The 17,758-nt window shown below is 63.3% G+C and carries 17 protein-coding genes and 1 pseudogene; 9 read left to right on the forward strand and 9 right to left on the reverse strand.

Annotated features, from left to right (window positions below; translation table 11 throughout):
* Positions 1–244 precede the first annotated feature (244 nt).
* From ureG to ACWPWO_RS00205, 6 genes and pseudogenes are all read right to left on the reverse strand, one after another.
* Positions 245–892 (reverse strand): urease accessory protein UreG, encoded by a 648-nt coding sequence (ureG, locus tag ACWPWO_RS00180; protein ID WP_394062951.1) that lies wholly within the window; start codon positions 890–892, stop codon positions 245–247.
* An 11-nt stretch (positions 893–903) separates the two neighbouring features.
* Positions 904–1,598, reverse strand: a pseudogene (locus tag ACWPWO_RS00185) (urease accessory protein UreF).
* Between the two features lie 2 nt (positions 1,599–1,600).
* Entirely contained in the window at positions 1,601–2,266 is a 666-nt protein-coding gene (gene ureE / locus ACWPWO_RS00190) for an urease accessory protein UreE (RefSeq protein ID WP_454003457.1), read from the reverse strand.
* A 2-nt stretch (positions 2,267–2,268) separates the two neighbouring features.
* Complete coding sequence (gene ureC, locus ACWPWO_RS00195; RefSeq protein WP_454003459.1) at positions 2,269–3,984, reverse strand: urease subunit alpha; 1,716 nt, start codon at positions 3,982–3,984, stop codon at positions 2,269–2,271.
* A 1-nt stretch (position 3,985) separates the two neighbouring features.
* On the reverse strand, positions 3,986–4,681 hold the full coding sequence (locus ACWPWO_RS00200) for an urease subunit gamma (RefSeq protein WP_454003461.1): 696 nt from the start codon (positions 4,679–4,681) through the stop codon (positions 3,986–3,988).
* 153 nt (positions 4,682–4,834) lie between these two features.
* A complete protein-coding gene (locus ACWPWO_RS00205; protein WP_454003463.1) occupies positions 4,835–5,689 on the reverse strand; it encodes an urease accessory protein UreD in 855 nt (284 codons plus the stop codon).
* Between the two features lie 289 nt (positions 5,690–5,978).
* On the opposite strand from ACWPWO_RS00205, the gene ACWPWO_RS00210 reads away from it, so the two are divergent.
* From ACWPWO_RS00210 to ACWPWO_RS00220, 3 genes are all read left to right on the forward strand, one after another.
* On the forward strand, positions 5,979–7,346 hold the full coding sequence (locus tag ACWPWO_RS00210) for a diguanylate cyclase (RefSeq protein WP_454003464.1): 1,368 nt from the start codon (positions 5,979–5,981) through the stop codon (positions 7,344–7,346).
* A gap of 231 nt (positions 7,347–7,577) precedes the next feature.
* Positions 7,578–8,426, forward strand: coding sequence for an archaetidylserine decarboxylase (gene asd / locus ACWPWO_RS00215; protein ID WP_454003466.1), 849 nt, complete (start codon positions 7,578–7,580; stop codon positions 8,424–8,426).
* Positions 8,427–8,551: 125 nt separating this feature from the next.
* Positions 8,552–9,544 (forward strand): Lnb N-terminal periplasmic domain-containing protein, encoded by a 993-nt coding sequence (locus tag ACWPWO_RS00220; protein ID WP_454003468.1) that lies wholly within the window; start codon positions 8,552–8,554, stop codon positions 9,542–9,544.
* Positions 9,545–9,756: 212 nt separating this feature from the next.
* On the opposite strand, the gene ACWPWO_RS00225 is transcribed toward ACWPWO_RS00220, so the two are convergent.
* Positions 9,757–10,668 carry a pyridoxal-phosphate dependent enzyme gene (locus ACWPWO_RS00225; RefSeq protein WP_454003470.1) on the reverse strand — a complete coding sequence of 304 codons (912 nt, stop codon included), beginning with the start codon at positions 10,666–10,668 and terminating at the stop codon, positions 9,757–9,759.
* A gap of 502 nt (positions 10,669–11,170) precedes the next feature.
* On the opposite strand from ACWPWO_RS00225, the gene ACWPWO_RS00230 reads away from it, so the two are divergent.
* Entirely contained in the window at positions 11,171–11,524 is a 354-nt protein-coding gene (locus tag ACWPWO_RS00230) for a winged helix-turn-helix domain-containing protein (protein ID WP_454003472.1), read from the forward strand.
* Between the two features lie 92 nt (positions 11,525–11,616).
* Here the strand turns inward: ACWPWO_RS00230 and sugE are convergent, their stop codons facing one another.
* Complete coding sequence (sugE, locus tag ACWPWO_RS00235) at positions 11,617–11,931, reverse strand: quaternary ammonium compound efflux SMR transporter SugE (protein WP_454003474.1); 315 nt, start codon at positions 11,929–11,931, stop codon at positions 11,617–11,619.
* 181 nt (positions 11,932–12,112) lie between these two features.
* On the opposite strand from sugE, the gene ACWPWO_RS00240 reads away from it, so the two are divergent.
* The 4 genes from ACWPWO_RS00240 (at position 12,113) to ACWPWO_RS00255 (ending at position 15,689) form a co-directional block, all read left to right on the forward strand.
* Positions 12,113–13,615 (forward strand): sensor histidine kinase, encoded by a 1,503-nt coding sequence (locus tag ACWPWO_RS00240; RefSeq protein ID WP_454003476.1) that lies wholly within the window; start codon positions 12,113–12,115, stop codon positions 13,613–13,615.
* Positions 13,576–14,214, forward strand: coding sequence for a response regulator transcription factor (locus ACWPWO_RS00245; protein WP_454003478.1), 639 nt, complete (start codon positions 13,576–13,578; stop codon positions 14,212–14,214). The genes ACWPWO_RS00240 and ACWPWO_RS00245 overlap by 40 nt, the downstream gene beginning before the upstream one ends.
* A gap of 110 nt (positions 14,215–14,324) precedes the next feature.
* A complete protein-coding gene (locus ACWPWO_RS00250) occupies positions 14,325–14,810 on the forward strand; it encodes a GlcG/HbpS family heme-binding protein (RefSeq protein WP_454003480.1) in 486 nt (161 codons plus the stop codon).
* Positions 14,811–14,903: 93 nt separating this feature from the next.
* Entirely contained in the window at positions 14,904–15,689 is a 786-nt protein-coding gene (locus ACWPWO_RS00255) for a PhzF family phenazine biosynthesis protein (RefSeq protein ID WP_454003483.1), read from the forward strand.
* Here the strand turns inward: ACWPWO_RS00255 and ACWPWO_RS00260 are convergent, their stop codons facing one another.
* Entirely contained in the window at positions 15,690–16,280 is a 591-nt protein-coding gene (locus ACWPWO_RS00260; RefSeq protein ID WP_454003485.1) for an MASE1 domain-containing protein, read from the reverse strand. It lies immediately after the preceding gene.
* A 204-nt stretch (positions 16,281–16,484) separates the two neighbouring features.
* Here ACWPWO_RS00260 and ACWPWO_RS00265 point away from each other — a divergent pair, with 204 nt between their 5' ends.
* Entirely contained in the window at positions 16,485–17,519 is a 1,035-nt protein-coding gene (locus ACWPWO_RS00265) for a hypothetical protein (protein WP_454003487.1), read from the forward strand.
* Positions 17,520–17,758: the final 239 nt, after the last annotated feature.

The following is a 17,758-nucleotide window of genomic DNA, read 5'->3' on the forward strand; positions in this document are numbered from 1 at the left end:
GGGCGAAAAAAAATATTTACCAGAGGGGAAAAACTGGAGTTTGAGAAGAAGGTGATCAGCCGGCTAAGAAAGGTGATGCGCATAGGCCTGACAAATCATCGACTTGCCGGCAAGCCGCCATTTGAGATGGAGCAACCGGATCGGCCGCCACTAGGGAAAGCCTTACGCAGCACGCAAGCGCCTGCGCGGCAGGTAAAAAAAATCCCGCCGTGGCGGCGGGATTTCCAGGCCTTGCCCGAGGGCGTCAGGCGGTCTTGAACAGGCCTTCGCGGATCAGGAAGTCCACGATCTGGTCCAGGCCCTCGCCGGTCTTCAGGTTGCACATCACGAAGGGTTTGTCGCCGCGCATGCGCCGGGTGTCCGAGGCCATGATGTCCAGGTTGGCGCCTACGTGCGGGGCCAGGTCGGTCTTGTTGATGATGAACAGATCCGACTTGGTGATGCCGGGGCCGCCCTTGCGGGGGATTTTCTCGCCGCTGGCCACGTCGATGATGTAGAGCGTCAGGTCCGACAGTTCGGGGCTGAAGGTGGCGGCCAGATTGTCGCCGCCCGACTCGATGAAGACGATGTCCGCATCGGGGAATTTCTCCAGCATGCGGTCGATCGCCTCCAGGTTGATGGACGCGTCCTCGCGGATGGCCGTATGCGGACAGCCGCCGGTTTCCACGCCCAGGATGCGCTCGGGCGGCAGCGCGCCCGACAGTGTCAGCAGACGCTGATCTTCCTTGGTGTAGATGTCGTTGGTGATGGCGATCAGATCGTACTCGGGGTACATCTTCTTGCAGACCATCTCCAGCAGGGTCGTCTTGCCGGAGCCCACGGGCCCGCCCACGCCGACCCGAAGCGGTGGCAGGGACTTGCTGCGGTTGGACAGGGAGGAAATATCGTGCATGGTTGAACCTATCAGGATCGGAATAAGCGGGAGAACTGGCTCTCGTGCCGCGCGGACACGATGGAGAACTGGGGGGCGAAGGTTTGCAGCGCGGGGGCTGGCGCTGGCTGCGCTGCAGCGCCAGCCGGGCCGTATCCGGAATCTGCCTGCGTATCTGGCTGAGCACGCGCTGGCCTGCCACCTGCCCCAGCGGGACGCTTTTGATGGCGGCCATGACCTGGTTTTCCAACCAGGTGTACAGATAGGCGGTCAGGCCCGCGTGCAGCGGCAGATCGGCCTGCACGGCGATGGCGGCGTGTACCGTCGGCGGGCACAGGGGACGCAGGCCCTCCAGCAGTCCGCGCGCATGCTCGCCCAGCCAGTCCAGTTCCAGGGCCAGCTTGTACAGGGACCAGCCCATCTGTTCGGTTTCGCTGCGGATTTCCCTTGTTTCACGTGAAGCAAAGAACCAGCGATTCCAATGGCGGACGGAATCGGATGAGCCCGCGTGCCAGGACTGATGCAGCAGGGCCCACAAGGGCGCCTCGCAGTGGCCTATGACGCTGTGCAACTGGTCCTGTATCCAGGCCGCTGCCGTGGCTTCGTCGTTGACCAGGCGCAGTTCCACGGCGGCTTCCAGGCCCTGGGAATAGCTGAAGCCGCCGATGGGCAGTGCCGGCGAAGCCAGTTGTTGCAGCAGCGTCAGTTGTTCGGGAGAAAGCTGCATGGTCAGGATGAATGACGGTGCGCATGGTCGTGGCCGCAGCAGCCATGGCCGTGTTCATGCGTGTGATCGTGGTCATGGCGGGCATGGGAGTGCCCATGATGATCGTGACGATGCGCGTGCTCATGATGATGGCCGTGGTCATGCGCCTGCGGCTCATGGGCCTGGAAGGCGGCCTGCGCCAGCGCGTAGTCCTCTTCGAAGGTTTCGTCATGGCCATGCTTGTGGCCGCCGCCGTAGGCGCCCACATCGGGTTCGAACGGCGCCTGGATCCGTTCGCTGCGCACGCCGCCCAACTGGGCCAGCATGTCCACCAGGACGGGGTCGTACTCCAGTTGCAGGTAGCCCTCGCCTATCTCCAGCAGCACATGCCGGTTGCCCAGATGGTAGGCGGCGCGGGCCAGCGCGGTCGGGGTGGCGGCGGTGACGCGCAGCACGTTCTCGGGCGCGGCCTGGACCAGGATGAAGCGGCCGTCGTCGGCCACCAGCAGATCGCCGTGACGCAGCACGGCTCCGCGGGGAATGGCCATGCCGACCTCCTCCCCCGTGTCCAGGACCAGTTTCTGGCGGCTGCGGCGGCGCAGCGCCAGGTCCAGCGTGACCGTGGGGACGCCGCGGGTGAGCGCCTTGGCGACCTGGCCGGCCCGCAGGAATTTATTGGCGATTCGCATGACTAGAACAGGAAATAACGTTGTGCCATGGGCAGGATGTCGACGGGATCGCAATGCAGCAGATGACCGTCGGCGTATACCTGGTAGGTCTGGGGATCCACCGTGATGTGGGGCAGCCAGTTGTTGCGCACCATCTGGTGCTTGCTGATGTTGCGGCAGCCCACGACGGCCTCCAGGCGCTTGTTCAATCCCAGAGCGTGCAGGGCGGGATTGTCCATGCCGGCCTGGGAGACGAAGAGCACGGAGGTGCGCAGCGCCTTGCCGTGGGCGCCCCACATCGGACGGATGTGCACGGGTTGCGGGGTGGAGATGGAGGCGCCCGGATCGCCCATGGAGGCGGCCACGGCCATGCCGCTCTTGAGCACCATATTGACCTTCACGCCGAAGAAAGCCGGCTTCCAGAGCACGATATCGGCCAGCTTGCCCACTTCGATCGAGCCGATCAGATGGCCTACGCCATGGGCCAGGGCCGGATTGATGGTGTATTTGGCGATGTAGCGCTTGATGCGTTCGTTGTCCGAGCGCGCGCTGTCGCCTTCCAGCGCGCCGCGCTGCAGCTTCATCTTGTCGGCCGTCTGCCAGGTGCGCATCACCACTTCGCCCACGCGGCCCATGGCCTGCGAGTCCGAGCTCATGACCGAGAAGGCGCCCAGGTCGTGCAGCACGTCCTCGGCCGCGATGGTTTCCTTGCGGATGCGGCTTTCGGCAAAGGCCAGGTCCTCGGCGATGGAAGGGTCCAGGTGGTGGCAGACCATCACCATGTCCAGGTGCTCGTCGATGGTGTTGCGCGTGAACGGCATGGTGGGATTGGTGGAGGCCGGCAGTACATTGGCCATGCCGGCCGCGCGGATGATGTCGGGCGCGTGCCCGCCCCCTGCCCCTTCGGTGTGGAAGGAGTGGATGGTGCGGCCCTTGAAGGCGCCGAAGGTGTCCTCCACGAAACCGGATTCGTTCAGGGTGTCGCTGTGGATGGCGACCTGTACGTCGGTATCGTCGGCCACCGTCAGGCAGTTGTCGATGGCGGCCGGCGTGCTGGCCCAGTCTTCGTGGATCTTCAGGCCCATGGCGCCGGCGCGCACCTGCTCGATGACGGCGTCGTACGAGCTGGAGCTGCCCTTGCCGAACAGGCCTATGTTGATGGGGAAGGCGTCGGTGGCCTGCATCATGGCGGCCAGGTGCCAGGGGCCGGACGTGCTGGTGGTGGCCAGCGTGCCGGTGGCCGGGCCCGTGCCGCCGCCGATCAGCGTGGTGGTGCCGGTGGACAGGGCTTCCTCGACCTGCTGAGGGCAGATGTAGTGGATGTGCGTGTCGATGGCGCCGGCGGTCACGATCATGCCTTCGCCGGCGATGATCTCCGTGGAGGCGCCGATGATGATGTTCACGCCGGGCTGGATGTCGGGGTTGCCGGCCTTGCCTATCCCCGATATGAAGCCGTTCTTGATGCCGATGTCGGCCTTCACGATGCCGGTGATGGCGTCGATGATCAGCGCATTGGTGATGACGGTGTCGGCGCAGTCGGCGCTCATGCGCTGGCTCTGACCCATGCCGTCGCGGATGACTTTGCCGCCGCCGAATTTGACCTCTTCGCCGAAGATGGTGAAGTCGCGCTCGACCTCGGCCAGCAGTTGGGTGTCGGCCAGGCGGACCCGGTCGCCCACGCCGTTGACGACGGTGGGACCGTAGATTTCGGCGTATGCCTTGCGAGAAATGAATGCCATTTTAGAGAGACCCCATCACTAAGCCTTGGAAACCGTATATCTGGCGGTCGCCGTCCATGGCGACCAATTCGATGGTGCGGCGCTGGCCCGGTTCGAAACGCAGCGCATTGCCGGCGGGAATATTCAGCCGGTAGCCGCGCGCCAGCTCTCGATCGAAGCTCAGCGCATTGTTGACCTCGGCAAAGTGGTAGTGCGAACCGACCTGCACGGGGCGATCGCCTTCGTTGAAGACGGCGATACTGAGGGTCTGCCGCCCGACGTTCAGTTCGATCTGACCGTCTTCGGCAATAATTTCACCTGGAATCATGGTTATGTCCTGATAAGGGGCGACGTATGGATGATTGCGTGTCCGCCGCGCCGTCCCGCCCTGGAGCCGGCGAGCGGCGGCGCGGCGTAAGACGATGGGATGGTGGACGGTGACCAGTTTGGTGCCGTCCGGGAACGTGGCCTCCACCTGGATGTCGGGAATCATCTCTGGCACGCCTTCCATGACCTCGTCGCGAGTCAGCACTTTGGCGCCGGCGCTCATCAGTTCGGCCACCGTCATGCCGTCGCGGGCGCCTTCCATGATGGCGGCCGTGATCAGGGCGACCGACTCCGGGTAGTTGAGCTTCAGGCCGCGGGCGCGCCGGCGCTCGGCCACCAGGGCCGCGGTGAAAATCAGCAGTTTGTCCTTTTCGCGCGGTGTCAATTCCATGGTGTTACTTCCATTTACAAATAGGTGACGGGTTCGGTTCGCCCACCCGGGGCTCCGGGTGCGCGCAGCTTGCCCAACAATAGTTTTCCAACACACGATCGCGGGCTCGTGCGGCCCGCGCCTGCCTGCGTAGCTAGGCGAATCCTGAAAGGCTTATGTGGTCCATAGTCTCAACGGTTGTGCGCTCGTCCGCAACAGGCGGGGGCGCAGGTGCTGCCAGGCCTGGACCAGCAGGCCGCGCACATCTTCGGCGTGCAGGCCGATGGCGCGCAGCAGGTACAGGGCCTTGCCGCCTTCCTGGGGCATGACGGTCAATCCGCCGCGCAGCTCCGGCCCCCATCCCAGCCGTTCGTTCAGGACTTCGAGCTCGGCGGTATCCAGGACGGTCCCGTAGGCCCAGAGCGTGGCATGCACGGGCAGGCCGTCCAGCCCGCAAATGCCCTGGCGCAAGGCGTCGTCCGCAGCCAGCTCGCCCGCGTCCACCCACACCAGTTCCTGGCCGATGTAGAGCTGCGTGTCCATGACGACGCGGCCCTCCAGCCAGTGTCCGGGCGTGCGCACCGAGCCCAGCTGGGAAATTTCCCAGCCGATGGCGGCGCTGTCCGGGTGCAGCTCGATGCGGTTGCGCGCCGCGGCGTCCACCTGCTCGAAGTAGATGTTCTCGCAGGGCAGCCAGTCCAGCTGGGCGCCGGCGCCGACCTGGATCAGGACGTTCTGCGCGGCATGGCGTCCGTTGGACTTGTACCAGCGGGTGGCGCCGGGCGTGGTGATCGTGGCGCGGGTGTGCTCGGCCAGGCGTACCTGGATGTCCAGCATGTCGCCGCCGGCGATGCCGGAGGGCGGATGCAGGATGGCGACGTGGCAGATTTCAGGACCTTCGGGGTAGAGGGCCCGCTGGATCAGCAGGGGGCCTTCGTGTACACGCGTGGACAGGACAGAACGGGAACCATTCTGCAAAGAGAAGCCAAGCGTCAGCTTGGCGTGCCACTGACTGTAGACCTCGGTCATGAAATATGCCGCGAATGAATCTAGGTTATTGGTTTATTTGGAATAAACCGTTGAGAGAGAGCATGGATTCTACGCTTTTTTGGTCTGTTTTTTAGGCTTTTGGGACGTAGAATGTATCAAGACTTCATATGACTGATATATGCTTCTCTTTATAGTATAGGAAATCAGGAAATTTTGCCCAATCGCGCCGATCGCTATAGGAAATAGCGCGAAATCTCCCCTCATGCAACAATCGCGATCATGGCTGTTTAGCCTTCAATCATCGCTTCGCGACCCCCTCCCGTATTTCATGCCGCAACCGAATATCGAAGAATCCGCCCAGGACTGGCGTGCCTTGCTGCAGCAGGTGCCGCTGGCCGTGCGTGCCCAGGTGCTGGCCATCACCCTGGATCATCAGGATGAGCTGGCGACGCATTTCTATACGCACATGCTGACCCATCCGGCCGCGCAGGTCTATCTGTCCCATGAGCAGGTGCAGACCCGCCTGCACCGTTCGCTGCGCAACTGGCTGGTCCAGCTGTTCTCCGTGGATGTGGACAGCGACATGCAGGAACAGGTCAAGCTGCAGAACCAGGTCGGCGAGGTGCATGCGCGGGTCGGCGTGCCGGTGCATCTGGTACTGCGCGGAGCGCGCCTGCTCAAGGGCCGCTATGCCCGCTACCTGTTCGAGTCGACGGAGATCAGCCGTGAGCAGGCCTGGGACTGTTACAGCTATGTGCAGGATTTCATCGACCTGGCCATGGAAATCATGAGCCACGCCTATGCCAACTCCCGCGAGCGCAAGTCCCGGGCCGAGGAGTCCTACCGGCTGTTCGCCATCGTGCAGAACGCCGCCGCCGAGCGCGGTCGTCAGCGCGCCGCCCTGCTGGACTGGGAAAACCAGTTCATGTTCGCCATGGCCGTCAACGGCAGCCAAGCGCCCCTGCCGCGTATCGGCGATTCCGATTTCGGCGTCTGGTTCAAGCACAAAGGCTCGCATGCCTTCCAGGGCACCGTGGAAAGTCGCGAGATCCTCGAGCTGATGCGCCTGATCGATGCGGAGCTGGTGCCCGAATTCGACCGGGACGACCAGGCCGGCCAGATCCGCCATCTGCATGCTTTGCGGGACAAGACGCGCGCCATCGGCCTGCACCTGGAGCGCTTGTTCGAACAGCAGAATGAATTGGAATCGGGACGCGACGTGCTGACTCGCCTGCTCAGCCGCAAGTACCTGCCCGTGGTCCTGAGCCGGGAGGTCAGCTATGCCCAGCAGCGCGGCTCGCGCTTCGCCCTGCTGGGCGTGGACATCGATTATTTCAAGAGCGTCAACGACACCTATGGCCATGACGCGGGCGATCGGGTCCTGCAGCAGTTTGCCGAACTGCTCAGCAACAGTGCGCGCGCCGGCGATTACGTGTTCAGATTGGGGGGCGAGGAATTTCTGGTGTTGCTGGTGGATGTGGATGCCGACGCCGCCCTGCGTGCTGCGCGCAACCTGCGCATGCGCATCCATGCGGAAACTTTCCGCGTGTCGGACAGTCAGACTCTGAGCATCACGGCCAGCGTGGGGATTGCGCTGTATGACGGCCACCCCGACTACGAGCGTACTTTGCGCCGTGTGGACCGCGCCCTTTACCAGGCCAAGGAGGAAGGCCGCGACCGCGTCGTATTCATCTGACTGCGCGCCTTCATTTCAGCGGCGACTATGTCATATGGCGACAAGCTGTGCTACAAGAGCGTATTCTTTTGTTCATGCCCTTCTTGTCTTGACCACGAGCTCATGCGCGCGCCCTCCGGCCTCATGACGGGTCGGGCAGGCGCCGCATGATCCGGCGCCGCAGGCGCCATTTGGTTGGCGGAACTGTCCCGGGCCCTGCGCCCGGGCATTGACTGTCGATGAGTGGATTCTATGTATTCTCGTTTTGCCGTACTTCCCCAGTATTTCCTGCCCAAGCAGGCCTTGACCGAGTTCCTGGGCGGCCTGGCTTCCAAGCCTCTGGGCGGGCGGACCACCTGGGCCATCGAGCGCTTCATCCGGCGCTACCAGGTCGACATGAGCGAGGCCGAAAATCCGGATCCGGCCAGCTATGCGACCTTCAACGAGTTCTTCGGCCGCGCCTTGCGCGCGGGCGCCAGGCCTGTCGCCGACAGCGCCCTGGTCAGCCCCGTGGATGGCGCCATCAGCCAACTGGGCGCCATCCGCGGCGCCGAGGTCTTCCAGGCCAAGGGCCACAGCTACTCGACCGCGGCGCTGCTGGGCGGCGACACGGCCCTGGCCGCCCGTTACCAGGATGGACTGTTTGCCACTCTGTACCTGAGCCCGCGTGACTATCATCGGGTGCACATGCCGTGCGACGGGCGGCTGACGCGCATGATACATGTGCCCGGCGAGCTGTTTTCCGTCAATCCGACCACGGCGCGCGGCGTGCCCGGCCTGTTCGCCCGCAACGAGCGGGTGGTGTGCCTGTTCGATTCCGAACGCGGTCCCTTTGCCCTGGTGCTGGTGGGCGCAACCGTCGTGGGCAGCATGGAGACGGTGTGGCACGGGGTGGTCAATGCCTCGCGCGACGGGCAGGTGCGTGAATGGAATTATCAGGACCAGGACGTGTCGCTGGCCAAAGGCGAAGAAATGGGCCGATTCCTGCTGGGTTCCACGGTGGTGCTGCTGTTTCCGCGAGACAGCGGGTATCGCTTCGATCCTGCCTGGCAGGCGCAGGGTCTAATCCGTCAAGGTCAGGCCATGGGCTACCTGGATTGACCGCGCGCGGGCTTTCCTGCCGCCGCCCCGCCCCCCGCAGACCTGTGTTCCTTTGGGCACAGGTTTTTTTTGTCCGCCGGAAGGCACTATGCTAGTGGCGGAACATTCAGGGAGGAATCATGAAAATGGCGTGGCATGTGCTGCTGAAACTGTTTCTATTGCTGGTGATCGTCGGAGCGACGGCATGGGGCGTGCTGGCCTTGCAGTTTCAGGCTCAAGCTGGGGTGGGGCGCGTAGTGGCGATGGCGTCATGGGGCGTGGCGGCCTTGTTCAGCCTGTATGCCCTGGGCAAGGGAAATGGGTGGCCCGCCCTGCCCCAGACCCTGGGCCTGCTGGCTTTGCTGGTGTGGTGGCACGGTATTGTCCCCAGCAACGGCAGGCTATGGGCGGCCGACGTGGACAGGGTCAGTTACGGGCAGGTTCAGGGTTCGGTGGTGACCTTGCATAATGTGCGCGATTTCGTCTGGCGCAGCGAAACCGATTTTGATGAACGCTGGCAGACGCGCCAGTATGACCTGGACCGCCTCGTTTCAGTGGACATGTTTCTGTCGTACTGGATGGGGCCGGCCATTGCGCATACCCTGGTGTCGTTCGGTTTCGACGATGGGCGCCACGTGAGCTTTTCTGTTGAGATCCGCAAGGAAAGGCATGAAAAATTCTCCGCCATAGGCGGCTTCTTCAAGCAGTTCGAGATGGCGCTGATCGCCGCCGAGGAAAGCGACATCATACGCACGCGGACCAATGCCCGCGGCGAGGATGTCTACCTGTACAGCGTGGCCCTGCCCAAGCCGGCCATGCAGGCGTTGTTCCTGTCCTATGTGCAGCAGGGCAATGAATTGCGCGACAGCCCTCGTTTCTACAATACCTTGACGGCCAATTGCACCACGATCGTCTATGACATGGTGAGCCATATCGTGGACGGCCTCCCTTGGGACTGGCGCATCCTGGCTTCAGGCTATTTGCCCGAGTATGTGTTTGCGCAAGGAGCCTTGGCGCCGGGGCATACGCTGGATGAATTGCGCCGGCTTGGGCATGTCAATGAACGGGCTCTGAACCAGCAGGACGGCGAGGATTATTCCTTGTTGATCCGCCGTGGCGTACCCGTGGTCAAAGGGTGATTTTCATCGTTTTGTTCCACGTGAAACACTTGTTCCACAATTTAGTTATAAAAAATATAACTATAAATAAATGGTTTTTTTAAGTAATTTTTGAGTAAAAGATATGGTTTTTTTTGAAAAGATTCAAAAATCTGACGATAAGAAATTTACTTAAAGTGAAAAACTTTCATGGTGAATAGCTCCGGCCGCAAGGCCGGAAATTTTCGCGGATTTCACGCACGCCACTGCACCAATTGCTCCAGCGTGGCGGTCGTGCCTCCGCAGACCACGACCAGGATGTTCTGGTAGGGAGTCAGCGCTTCGTGGTCCAGGTACAGCGCCGCCAAGGCGGCGCCGCAGGCCGGCTCGACCAGGACGCGGTGATCGGACAGGAAGCGCAGGCAGGCGCTGACGGCCTGCGCATCGCTGACCTGCACGCATTGAAGGGGACGCGACTGGCTCAGCGCATAGGCTTGGTCGCAGACGCGCCGCGCCGCCAGGGACGTTGCCACCCCTTGTACGGCGTCCAGGGTGACGTGCCTGCGCTGACGCACGGATGCCGCCGGTGAGGCGGTGCCCTGCGTCTCCACGGCGATGATGGGCGTATCGTCCCAGCCTTGTTCGTGCATGCCCTGGGCCACGCCGCTGAGCAGGCCGCCCCCGCCGACAGCCAGCAAGACGGCGTCGGGACGTATGCCCTGCGCCGCCACTTCGGTGATCAGGCTGGCGTGGCCTTCCCACAGCAAGGGGTCGTCGAAGGGGTGTATGAAAGCGTCGCTTTCCTGCAGCAGGGCCTGGGCATGGTCATTGGCCTCGTTCCAGTTCTTGCCGACCACGATCAGCTCCGCCTTTTCCCGCTGGATCAGGCGCCGGGCGTGTTCGCTGGTGGTCTCGGGCACGACGACCAGCACGGGTATGTTGAGCCGACGGCCCGCATACGCCACGGCGATGCCGGCGTTGCCTCCGGAGGAGCTCACGAAGCGGGTCTTGCCCTGTTGGGCGTAGTGCTGGCAGGCGTGGCCGATGCCGCGGATCTTGAACGAGCCGCTTGGTTGCAGCGCATCCATCTTCAGCCACAGGTGCTTGCCGAGCTGATCGCTCAGGACATGGGAATAAATAAGCGGCGTGTCCAGGTGAAGAATCATTTTTATGTTCCAGATTTCATAGTGATTCGAAGGTGGAGGGCCGAAGGCTGACCGCCCTGCTGAAATCCATTTTAAAGGCGCGCGAAAACTGGGCGGAAGAACACGTCGCAGGACCGGCGCGGGCCGTTTGCCGGCGGCCGAGGCTCGTGCGCGTGGTCGAGCAGGCGTTTAATGAGGGATGATCTGCCGGCTAATCATCGGTCTCGGGTTCCTTACAATTTCATGTGGCGCATCGCATGGCATGAGGCGCCACGGCATGGGGGTTCTGATAGAATTTCAGGCAAACAGCCGGGTCAGGCCCCTTTTGTCCTTGCAGGGATCTGGCCCCGGCTTCAGCGTTTAAACCCGAGCCCAAAGCGTGGACCGAACCAATACCTGCCTGTCTGCCCATAAAGTGGGCTTGTTTTTTGCTTTGCCGGACAGGAACCAAAACAATAATAACCAGAACTTATTTCTAGAAATGTCACTGCGGTAGCGACTTCAAAGGAATAAAGATTTTGTCATGAAATTTGCCACCAGACCTGCTGATATCTACATGCGTTTCCTGCAGCTTGCCGACGCGCTGCACAATCTGCCGTCCCTGTCGGCGCTGGACCCACTGGAGGAGCGTATCCTCACCCTCGTGGCCAAGGCGTCCAGGGAGTCCTTGCGCCTGTCCGTACGGGACGTAATGGCCGTGGAGCGGCTGGGTTCGCCCGCCACCATCCATACCCGCCTGAAATCCATGCGCGAGAAGGGCTGGATCGTCTTGAGCGATACCGAAGACACCCGGCGCAAGCAGGTGGACCTCAGCCAGGCCGCCCTGCTCCACTTCGACCGATTGTCCGCCTGTCTGCTGGAAGCCGCCAACGTCTAGGACGTTCGAAGTCCGGCTCTGCTCAGGGCCCGGGAGCGGCGAAAAAAAACCGGCTTTCGGGGGAAAGCCGGTTTGATGCATGCCTGACGTGTTCAGCTCGAGAGCTTCATCAGGATGATGCCGCTGATGATCAGGACGGCGGCTGCGATGCGCATGGGGCTGGCCAGCTCGTTCAGCACCAGGATGCCCACCAGGAAGGCGCCTACGGCGCCTATGCCCGTCCAGATGGTGTAGGCGGTGCCCAGGGGCAGCGAGCGCATGGCCACGGACAGCAAGGCGAAGCTGATGATCATGGTCACGAGGGTGACCACGGAAGGAACGAGGCGGGAAAAGCCGTCCGACTGTTTCATGGCGTACGCCCAGACGACTTCAAAGAGACCAGCGAGAACAAGAAGGAACCAGGCCATGACGACCCTCCGCTTAAAAGGGCCGGGCCGTCCCGGACATTGAAACCAACAATTGGCGAGGTCGTTCCTCGAGGCTTGCGCGCAAGCGCATGGTCAAAGACCTTGATTAATATAGCAAATGCTGGTTTTATCGACCAGTCGGCCTATTTACCCTGTTGTTTTCCGTCCCCACAATGCTTGCATGAAAACGCGCCACCGCTCCTTTCTGTACGGTTTCCTGATCTGGCTCGGGCTGTCGTTGGCTGGGTCGGCGGTGCTGACGCGCATCGAGCTGGGCCGCCAGCAGGAAGCCTTCACCGTGCAGAGCAACATCGCCTACCGACTGCTGGGCCAGCGTCTGGCGCAGCATGACGCAATCTTGCAGAGGCTCGCGCTGCTGCAGCCGCCGGCGCAGCGCATCGAGCGGCTGGGCGCGCTGGAGGCCATGTTCCCGCAGGTCATGGCCATTTACCGGGAAGAAGACGACGCGCCCTGGGAGGACCCTCAATGGCGGCAAGCCCAGCAGCAGTCCTTGAAGGTCGAGCGCGCCGTGCTGACCGACGTGCGCCTGTCTCAGGGCCGCTACGTGCTGCTGGTGGCCGCGCACCCGGCCAGTTTCGCAGTGCTGCTGGACCTGAACGCGGCCATTGCCTGGGATGAATGGCCTTTCCGGCGCAATGGCAGCCCGGTGCGCGTGGTGCTGGAGTGGCAGGATCAGCAGTGGGTGATCAGTCCGGGACAGGACCGCTCCGGTCCGGTGGTGTTCCAGTCCGGCAAGACGCTGGCTTCCAACAGCCAGCCATTCCAATTGCATACGCGCCGCGTGGTCACCTATGCGGATCTGCCCTGGGGGCAGGCGCTGCTGTTCTCCCTTGCCAGCGCCCTGCTGGTGTTGCTGGCCTTCTATGTACGCAAGCAGCGCGAGCAGACCCTGCGCGCCCAGGAGCTGCTGCGCATCGGCCAGGTGGCCCGCCTGAATTCCCTGGGCGAGATGGCGGCGGGGCTGGCGCATGAACTGAATCAGCCGCTGACATCGGTGCTGGCCAATACCCAGGCCAGCCTGCGCCTGTTGCAGGAAGATCCGCCGGACCTGGAGCCGGCGCGCCAGGCCATGGGGCATTCGGTCGAGCAGATCAAGCGCGCCTCCAGCGTATTGACGCGCCTGCGTCACAGCTTGCGCGAGAGCGGCCTGGCTGAACAGTGCCATCCCCTGTCCCTGGCGCAGGTGCTGGACGAATCCGTACACCTGCTGATGCCCGAGCTGGAGCGTCAGGGCATCAAGCTTGAAAAGCGCCTGCCGCCGCAGGACGTGGATGTGCTGGGCGAGCCGGTGGCGCTGGGCCAGATCATCCATAATCTGCTCAACAACGCCGTGGCCGCCCTGGCCGGCGCCCAGCGCGCCGACCCGCGCATCTGGCTGGAGATCCTGCCGCGCCAGGGACGGGTGGTGCTGGCCGTGCGCGACAACGGCCCAGGCATAGACCCGCATCATCTGGACCGTCTGTTCGAGCCATTCTTCACCACGCGGGCCGACGGTCTGGGCTTGGGCCTGAGTCTGAGCGAATCCCTGGCCCAGGCCATGGGCGGCGGCCTGACGGCGTTCAACGATCCTCTGGGCGGCGCCGTATTCGCGCTGGAACTGCCACGAGTCGACGCCCATCCATCATGCACCAGCCAGCAACCGGCTCCAGCCCGCCCCCCTTGATCCATCTGCTCGACGATGACGCCGCGGTTCGGCAGAGCCTGTCCCTGCTGATCAGCACGGTGGGCCTGCGGGTGCAGACCTGGGCGGATTCGCAGCAGTTCCTGGAATCCTTCGATCGGCAGGCCATCGGAGCCCTGATCCTGGATGTGCGCATGCCGGGCATCAGCGGCCTGACGCTGCTGGACACCTTGATCGACCAGGGCGTGGACCAGCCCAGCATCCTGTTGACCGGCCTCGGCACGGTGGATATGTGCCGGCGCGCCTTCAAGGCGGGGGCGGCGGAGTTCCTGGAAAAGCCGGTCGGTGATGACGTGTTGCTGGACACGGTCCAGCAGGCCGTGCGCCAGCACGTGCGCCGGCGCGAGCGCCTGGCGGCCGATCAGTGGGCGCGGGAACGCTACGCCAGCCTGTCCGAGCGCGAGCGCGACGTGCTGGGCCTGATCGTCGAGGGCCTGACCAACAAGGAGATCGGCCGGGCCCTGTCATTGTCGCCGCGCACGGTGGAGACGCACCGCGCCAATCTGTTCGCCAAGCTGCAGGTGGATACGCTGGCCCATCTGATCCGTCATTACGCCAGCCTGGCCGATACTGCTACGTAGAAATACGGAGGCGGACGGGTAAGCGTCCGAATGGCGGCCAGGCGGGGGCGGGCCCTATAGTTTCTCCATGCCGACCACGGTGTCGGAAACGATTAATGGAGATTCCCGCTATGTTGCGTTCTTCCCTGCTGATGGCTCTGTTGTTCGCCGCCGGCGCCGCCCAGGCCCAGGGTGTGCTGACCGAGAAAAACATCTCCCTGGACCTGGCCGGCCGCCTGGCCGCCGAGACCGTCAAGCAATGCTCGGCCAAAGGCTACAACGTATCGGCCGCCGTGGTGGATCGCGCCGGCGTGCTGCGCGCCTTTCAGCGCGCCGACCAGGCCGGTCCTCACACCGTAAGCGCCAGCATCGACAAGGCCTTTACCTCCGCCTCGGCCCGCAACCTGACCAGCGCCATGCTGGAGGGTTCCCAGAAGAACGCCGGCGCCGCCAATCTGGGCGACATCCAGGGCTTTCTGCTGCTGGGCGGCGGCGTGCCCGTCAAGGTGGGCAATGACACCATTGGCGCCATCGGCGTGGGCGGAGCCCCCGGCGGCCACCTGGACGAAGCCTGCGCCGTGGCGGCGCTGGACACGCTCAAAGCGGAGCTGAAATAAGTCCGTACGGCTCATTGCATTCCGGCCGCCCCTTCGGGGGCGGTTTTCTTTTTATACTGATCGCTTGAAATCCCCTTGCGTCCAGGAGCCGAGATGCGTTTGCCGATCTATCAAGTCGATGCCTTTACCGATACTCTTTTCGCCGGCAATCCGGCGGCGGTCGTGCCTATGCAGGCTTATCCGGACGATGCGGTCCTGCAGGCGATTGCCCAGGAGAACAATCTGGCGGAGACGGCCTTCCTGGTCCCCCATGGCGCGGACTATCAATTGCGCTGGTTCACGCCCTCGGTGGAGGTTCCCCTGTGCGGCCACGCCACGCTGGCCAGCGCCGCCGTGGTGCTGGAGCGGCTGCGGCCCCAGGAGCATCAAGTCGTGTTCCACACCTTGAGCGGCGCGTTGACCGTGCGGCGCGAAGGCGCGGATTACATCCTGGACTTTCCCGCCCGTCCCGCGCAGCGCCAGCCCGACGACCCGGCCTTGGCGCAGGCGCTGGGCGCGCAGCCGCTGGAGCTGTGGGCCAACGACTTCACGTGCATGGCCGTGCTGGAGTCCGAGCAGCAGGTGCGCGAACTGCAGCCCGACATGCGCGCCCTGCTGCAGATCGGCCGGGACGCCTGCATCGTGACGGCGCGCGGCAGCGGCCGTTTTGATTTCGTCAGCCGCTTCTTCGCGCCTGGCCATGGCATCGACGAAGATCCGGTCACCGGCTCGGCGCATTGCGCCCTGATGCCCTATTGGGCGCCGCGCCTGGGCAAGGCCCGCTTGCTGGCCTGCCAGGCCTCGCCGCGCGGGGGCGTGCTGGACTGCCATCTGCAGGGGGATCGCGTAGCCCTGCGCGGCCAGGCCGTGTTCTACCTGGAAGGCCACATCATGGTGTGATCAGCCCAGCGGGGGGGGCTGGTGGCGGTATACGCGCCGGCGCAGGCGACGGTAGCGGCGCGTGGCCGACAGGATGTGCTTGAACAGGTAGACCACGATCAGCGACCCCGACAGGTCCCCCATGAGCATGATCGCGCTGGAATGCCAGGGGTGAGGGCCCGGGTCCCCGGTCGAGATGAACCAGAGCAGGTGCAGCAGCGTATTGCAGCCGGCGTACAGCAGCGCGCAGGCCAGCAGCTTGCGGGCGGTCAGGTTGCTCAGCGTGGGGCGCAGGCGCATCGTCGTCTGGGCCAGCACATAGGCCAGGTAGGGGGCGAACGCGGAGATGGAGCTGCCGACCAGGGCGCGCGTCGGGTCGTCGGGGAAATAATAGAAGAAGGCGGCCAGGCACGATCCCAGGAACAGGCCCACCGAGCCTGTGAATCCGAACAGCAAGGTGCACAGCAGGCGTATGCCGGCAGGCAGGTAGACCCAGTCTATGCCGCGCACGTGCTCGAATGTATGGAAGAACAGATGGTTCAGCCCGGTGAAGATCAGGAAGGCCAGGGCGGTGCCGGCTGCGATGCGCCAATGCAATTGGTAGAAATTCAAAGGTGGCTCGATCAGCGGTGGCGGTTGTCGGGAGGCTTGCCGCAGGACGACATATCCCGATTTTTCAGCAGATGTCATTATAGGCAGGCTTTGCCTGGGAGCTGAACAGTCGCGGCGTCCCGTCCGGATGATGGGCGAGACCCTGTCGGGCCGCCTGCCTTCTCTGCTACTCTGAAGCGCTGTTTTTTTGCCCATGTTTTCGCCATGATTCCCGTCGCTCCTCTTTCCCTGCCTGTCCTGCTGACTCTGGTGCTGGGCCCCATCGCCCTGATCTGGCTGGCGGTCTGGCTGTTCCTGCTGGCATGCCAGCCGCGTCGGCGCGAACGCTTCAGACAGAAGCCCTGGCTACGGCTGGCCGGCCTGCTGGCCTTATTGGTGTTGGGAGGCCGCTACGCGGCATTCCAGTGGGCGATGCACGGGTACGAGCGGGACAGGGCCGCCGAGCTCGCCAGCCGGCGGCATACGCTGGCGCACGATACCCGTTTGGCAGGCGTGCAGATGCCGGCGGGCACCCGCCTGGAGCTGGCGAGCTGGGGCGATCCGGACAGCGTTGCCTGGGCCCGGTTTCCGCAGCCTGTCCTGTTGGGTCCAGCGTCTGTCGTGTCGTTCGAGCGTCCGCGGCCGGATCTGGCGGATGCGCCCTGGCAGGTGCGCCTGGCGCAGGACCAACGCCTGGACGGCTGGCTGTGCGATGCCGGGCAGGTGGTGGAGCTGGTGGCCGATCCGGAGCTGGAAGGCGGCTTTCGCATGGCCAGCTGCACATTGGCGCAGGGCAATGACCTGACGGGTTGGAGCCCGCTGGCGACGGGGACCAACGTGGCGCAGGCGCCGCCCCTGGCCATTGACCTGCCGGCGGGCGCACAAGTGGTGGCCGTGCCGGGCGGAACGGCTTATACCGATGGGGCGCGCGACGCGGACCGCTGGTCCGTGCGTGTGGAAGGAGACGGCCTGCGTCTCTCTTTGTGGGGAATGGCGCTCGAATGGGCGTATTTCGCCGTGGATGAACACAAGCGTGTCTTATATCTGGCGCATGCGCAATTGATGCAGCCTGTGGAGCTGGGAGGCATAAGCTATCCGCCCGGCACGCAGGCATCCACGCCGAACTACCGCCTTTGTCCTGATTGGCCCATGGTCGTGCAGATGCGCGCTGCCGAGGCGCAGGACGAGCCGGCAGCCCTGCGCAAGCATGATTTATTGACGGGCCGCTTGCTCGCCGGGGCCGAAGAGCCGGGAGTTTGATTTTTTTGTGTAGGAATTGCACTGTTTATTGGCAACTTGTTTTAAATTCTGTGTAAAAAATTAAGTCAATATTTGTTCTGGATATTCTGGATTTAGTTAATGTAGCTGTTTCAAGCGGTCGTGTTTCTCGTAATTTATGGCGCAAAAGAATTAACCATATTGAATTAGCGACCATGCGTTCTGTATTATTTAATTACAATGGCGGATGCAGCCATTTTGTGCACTGCATCAAGTTCATC

Source organism: Alcaligenes sp. Marseille-Q7550 (assembly GCF_965112015.1).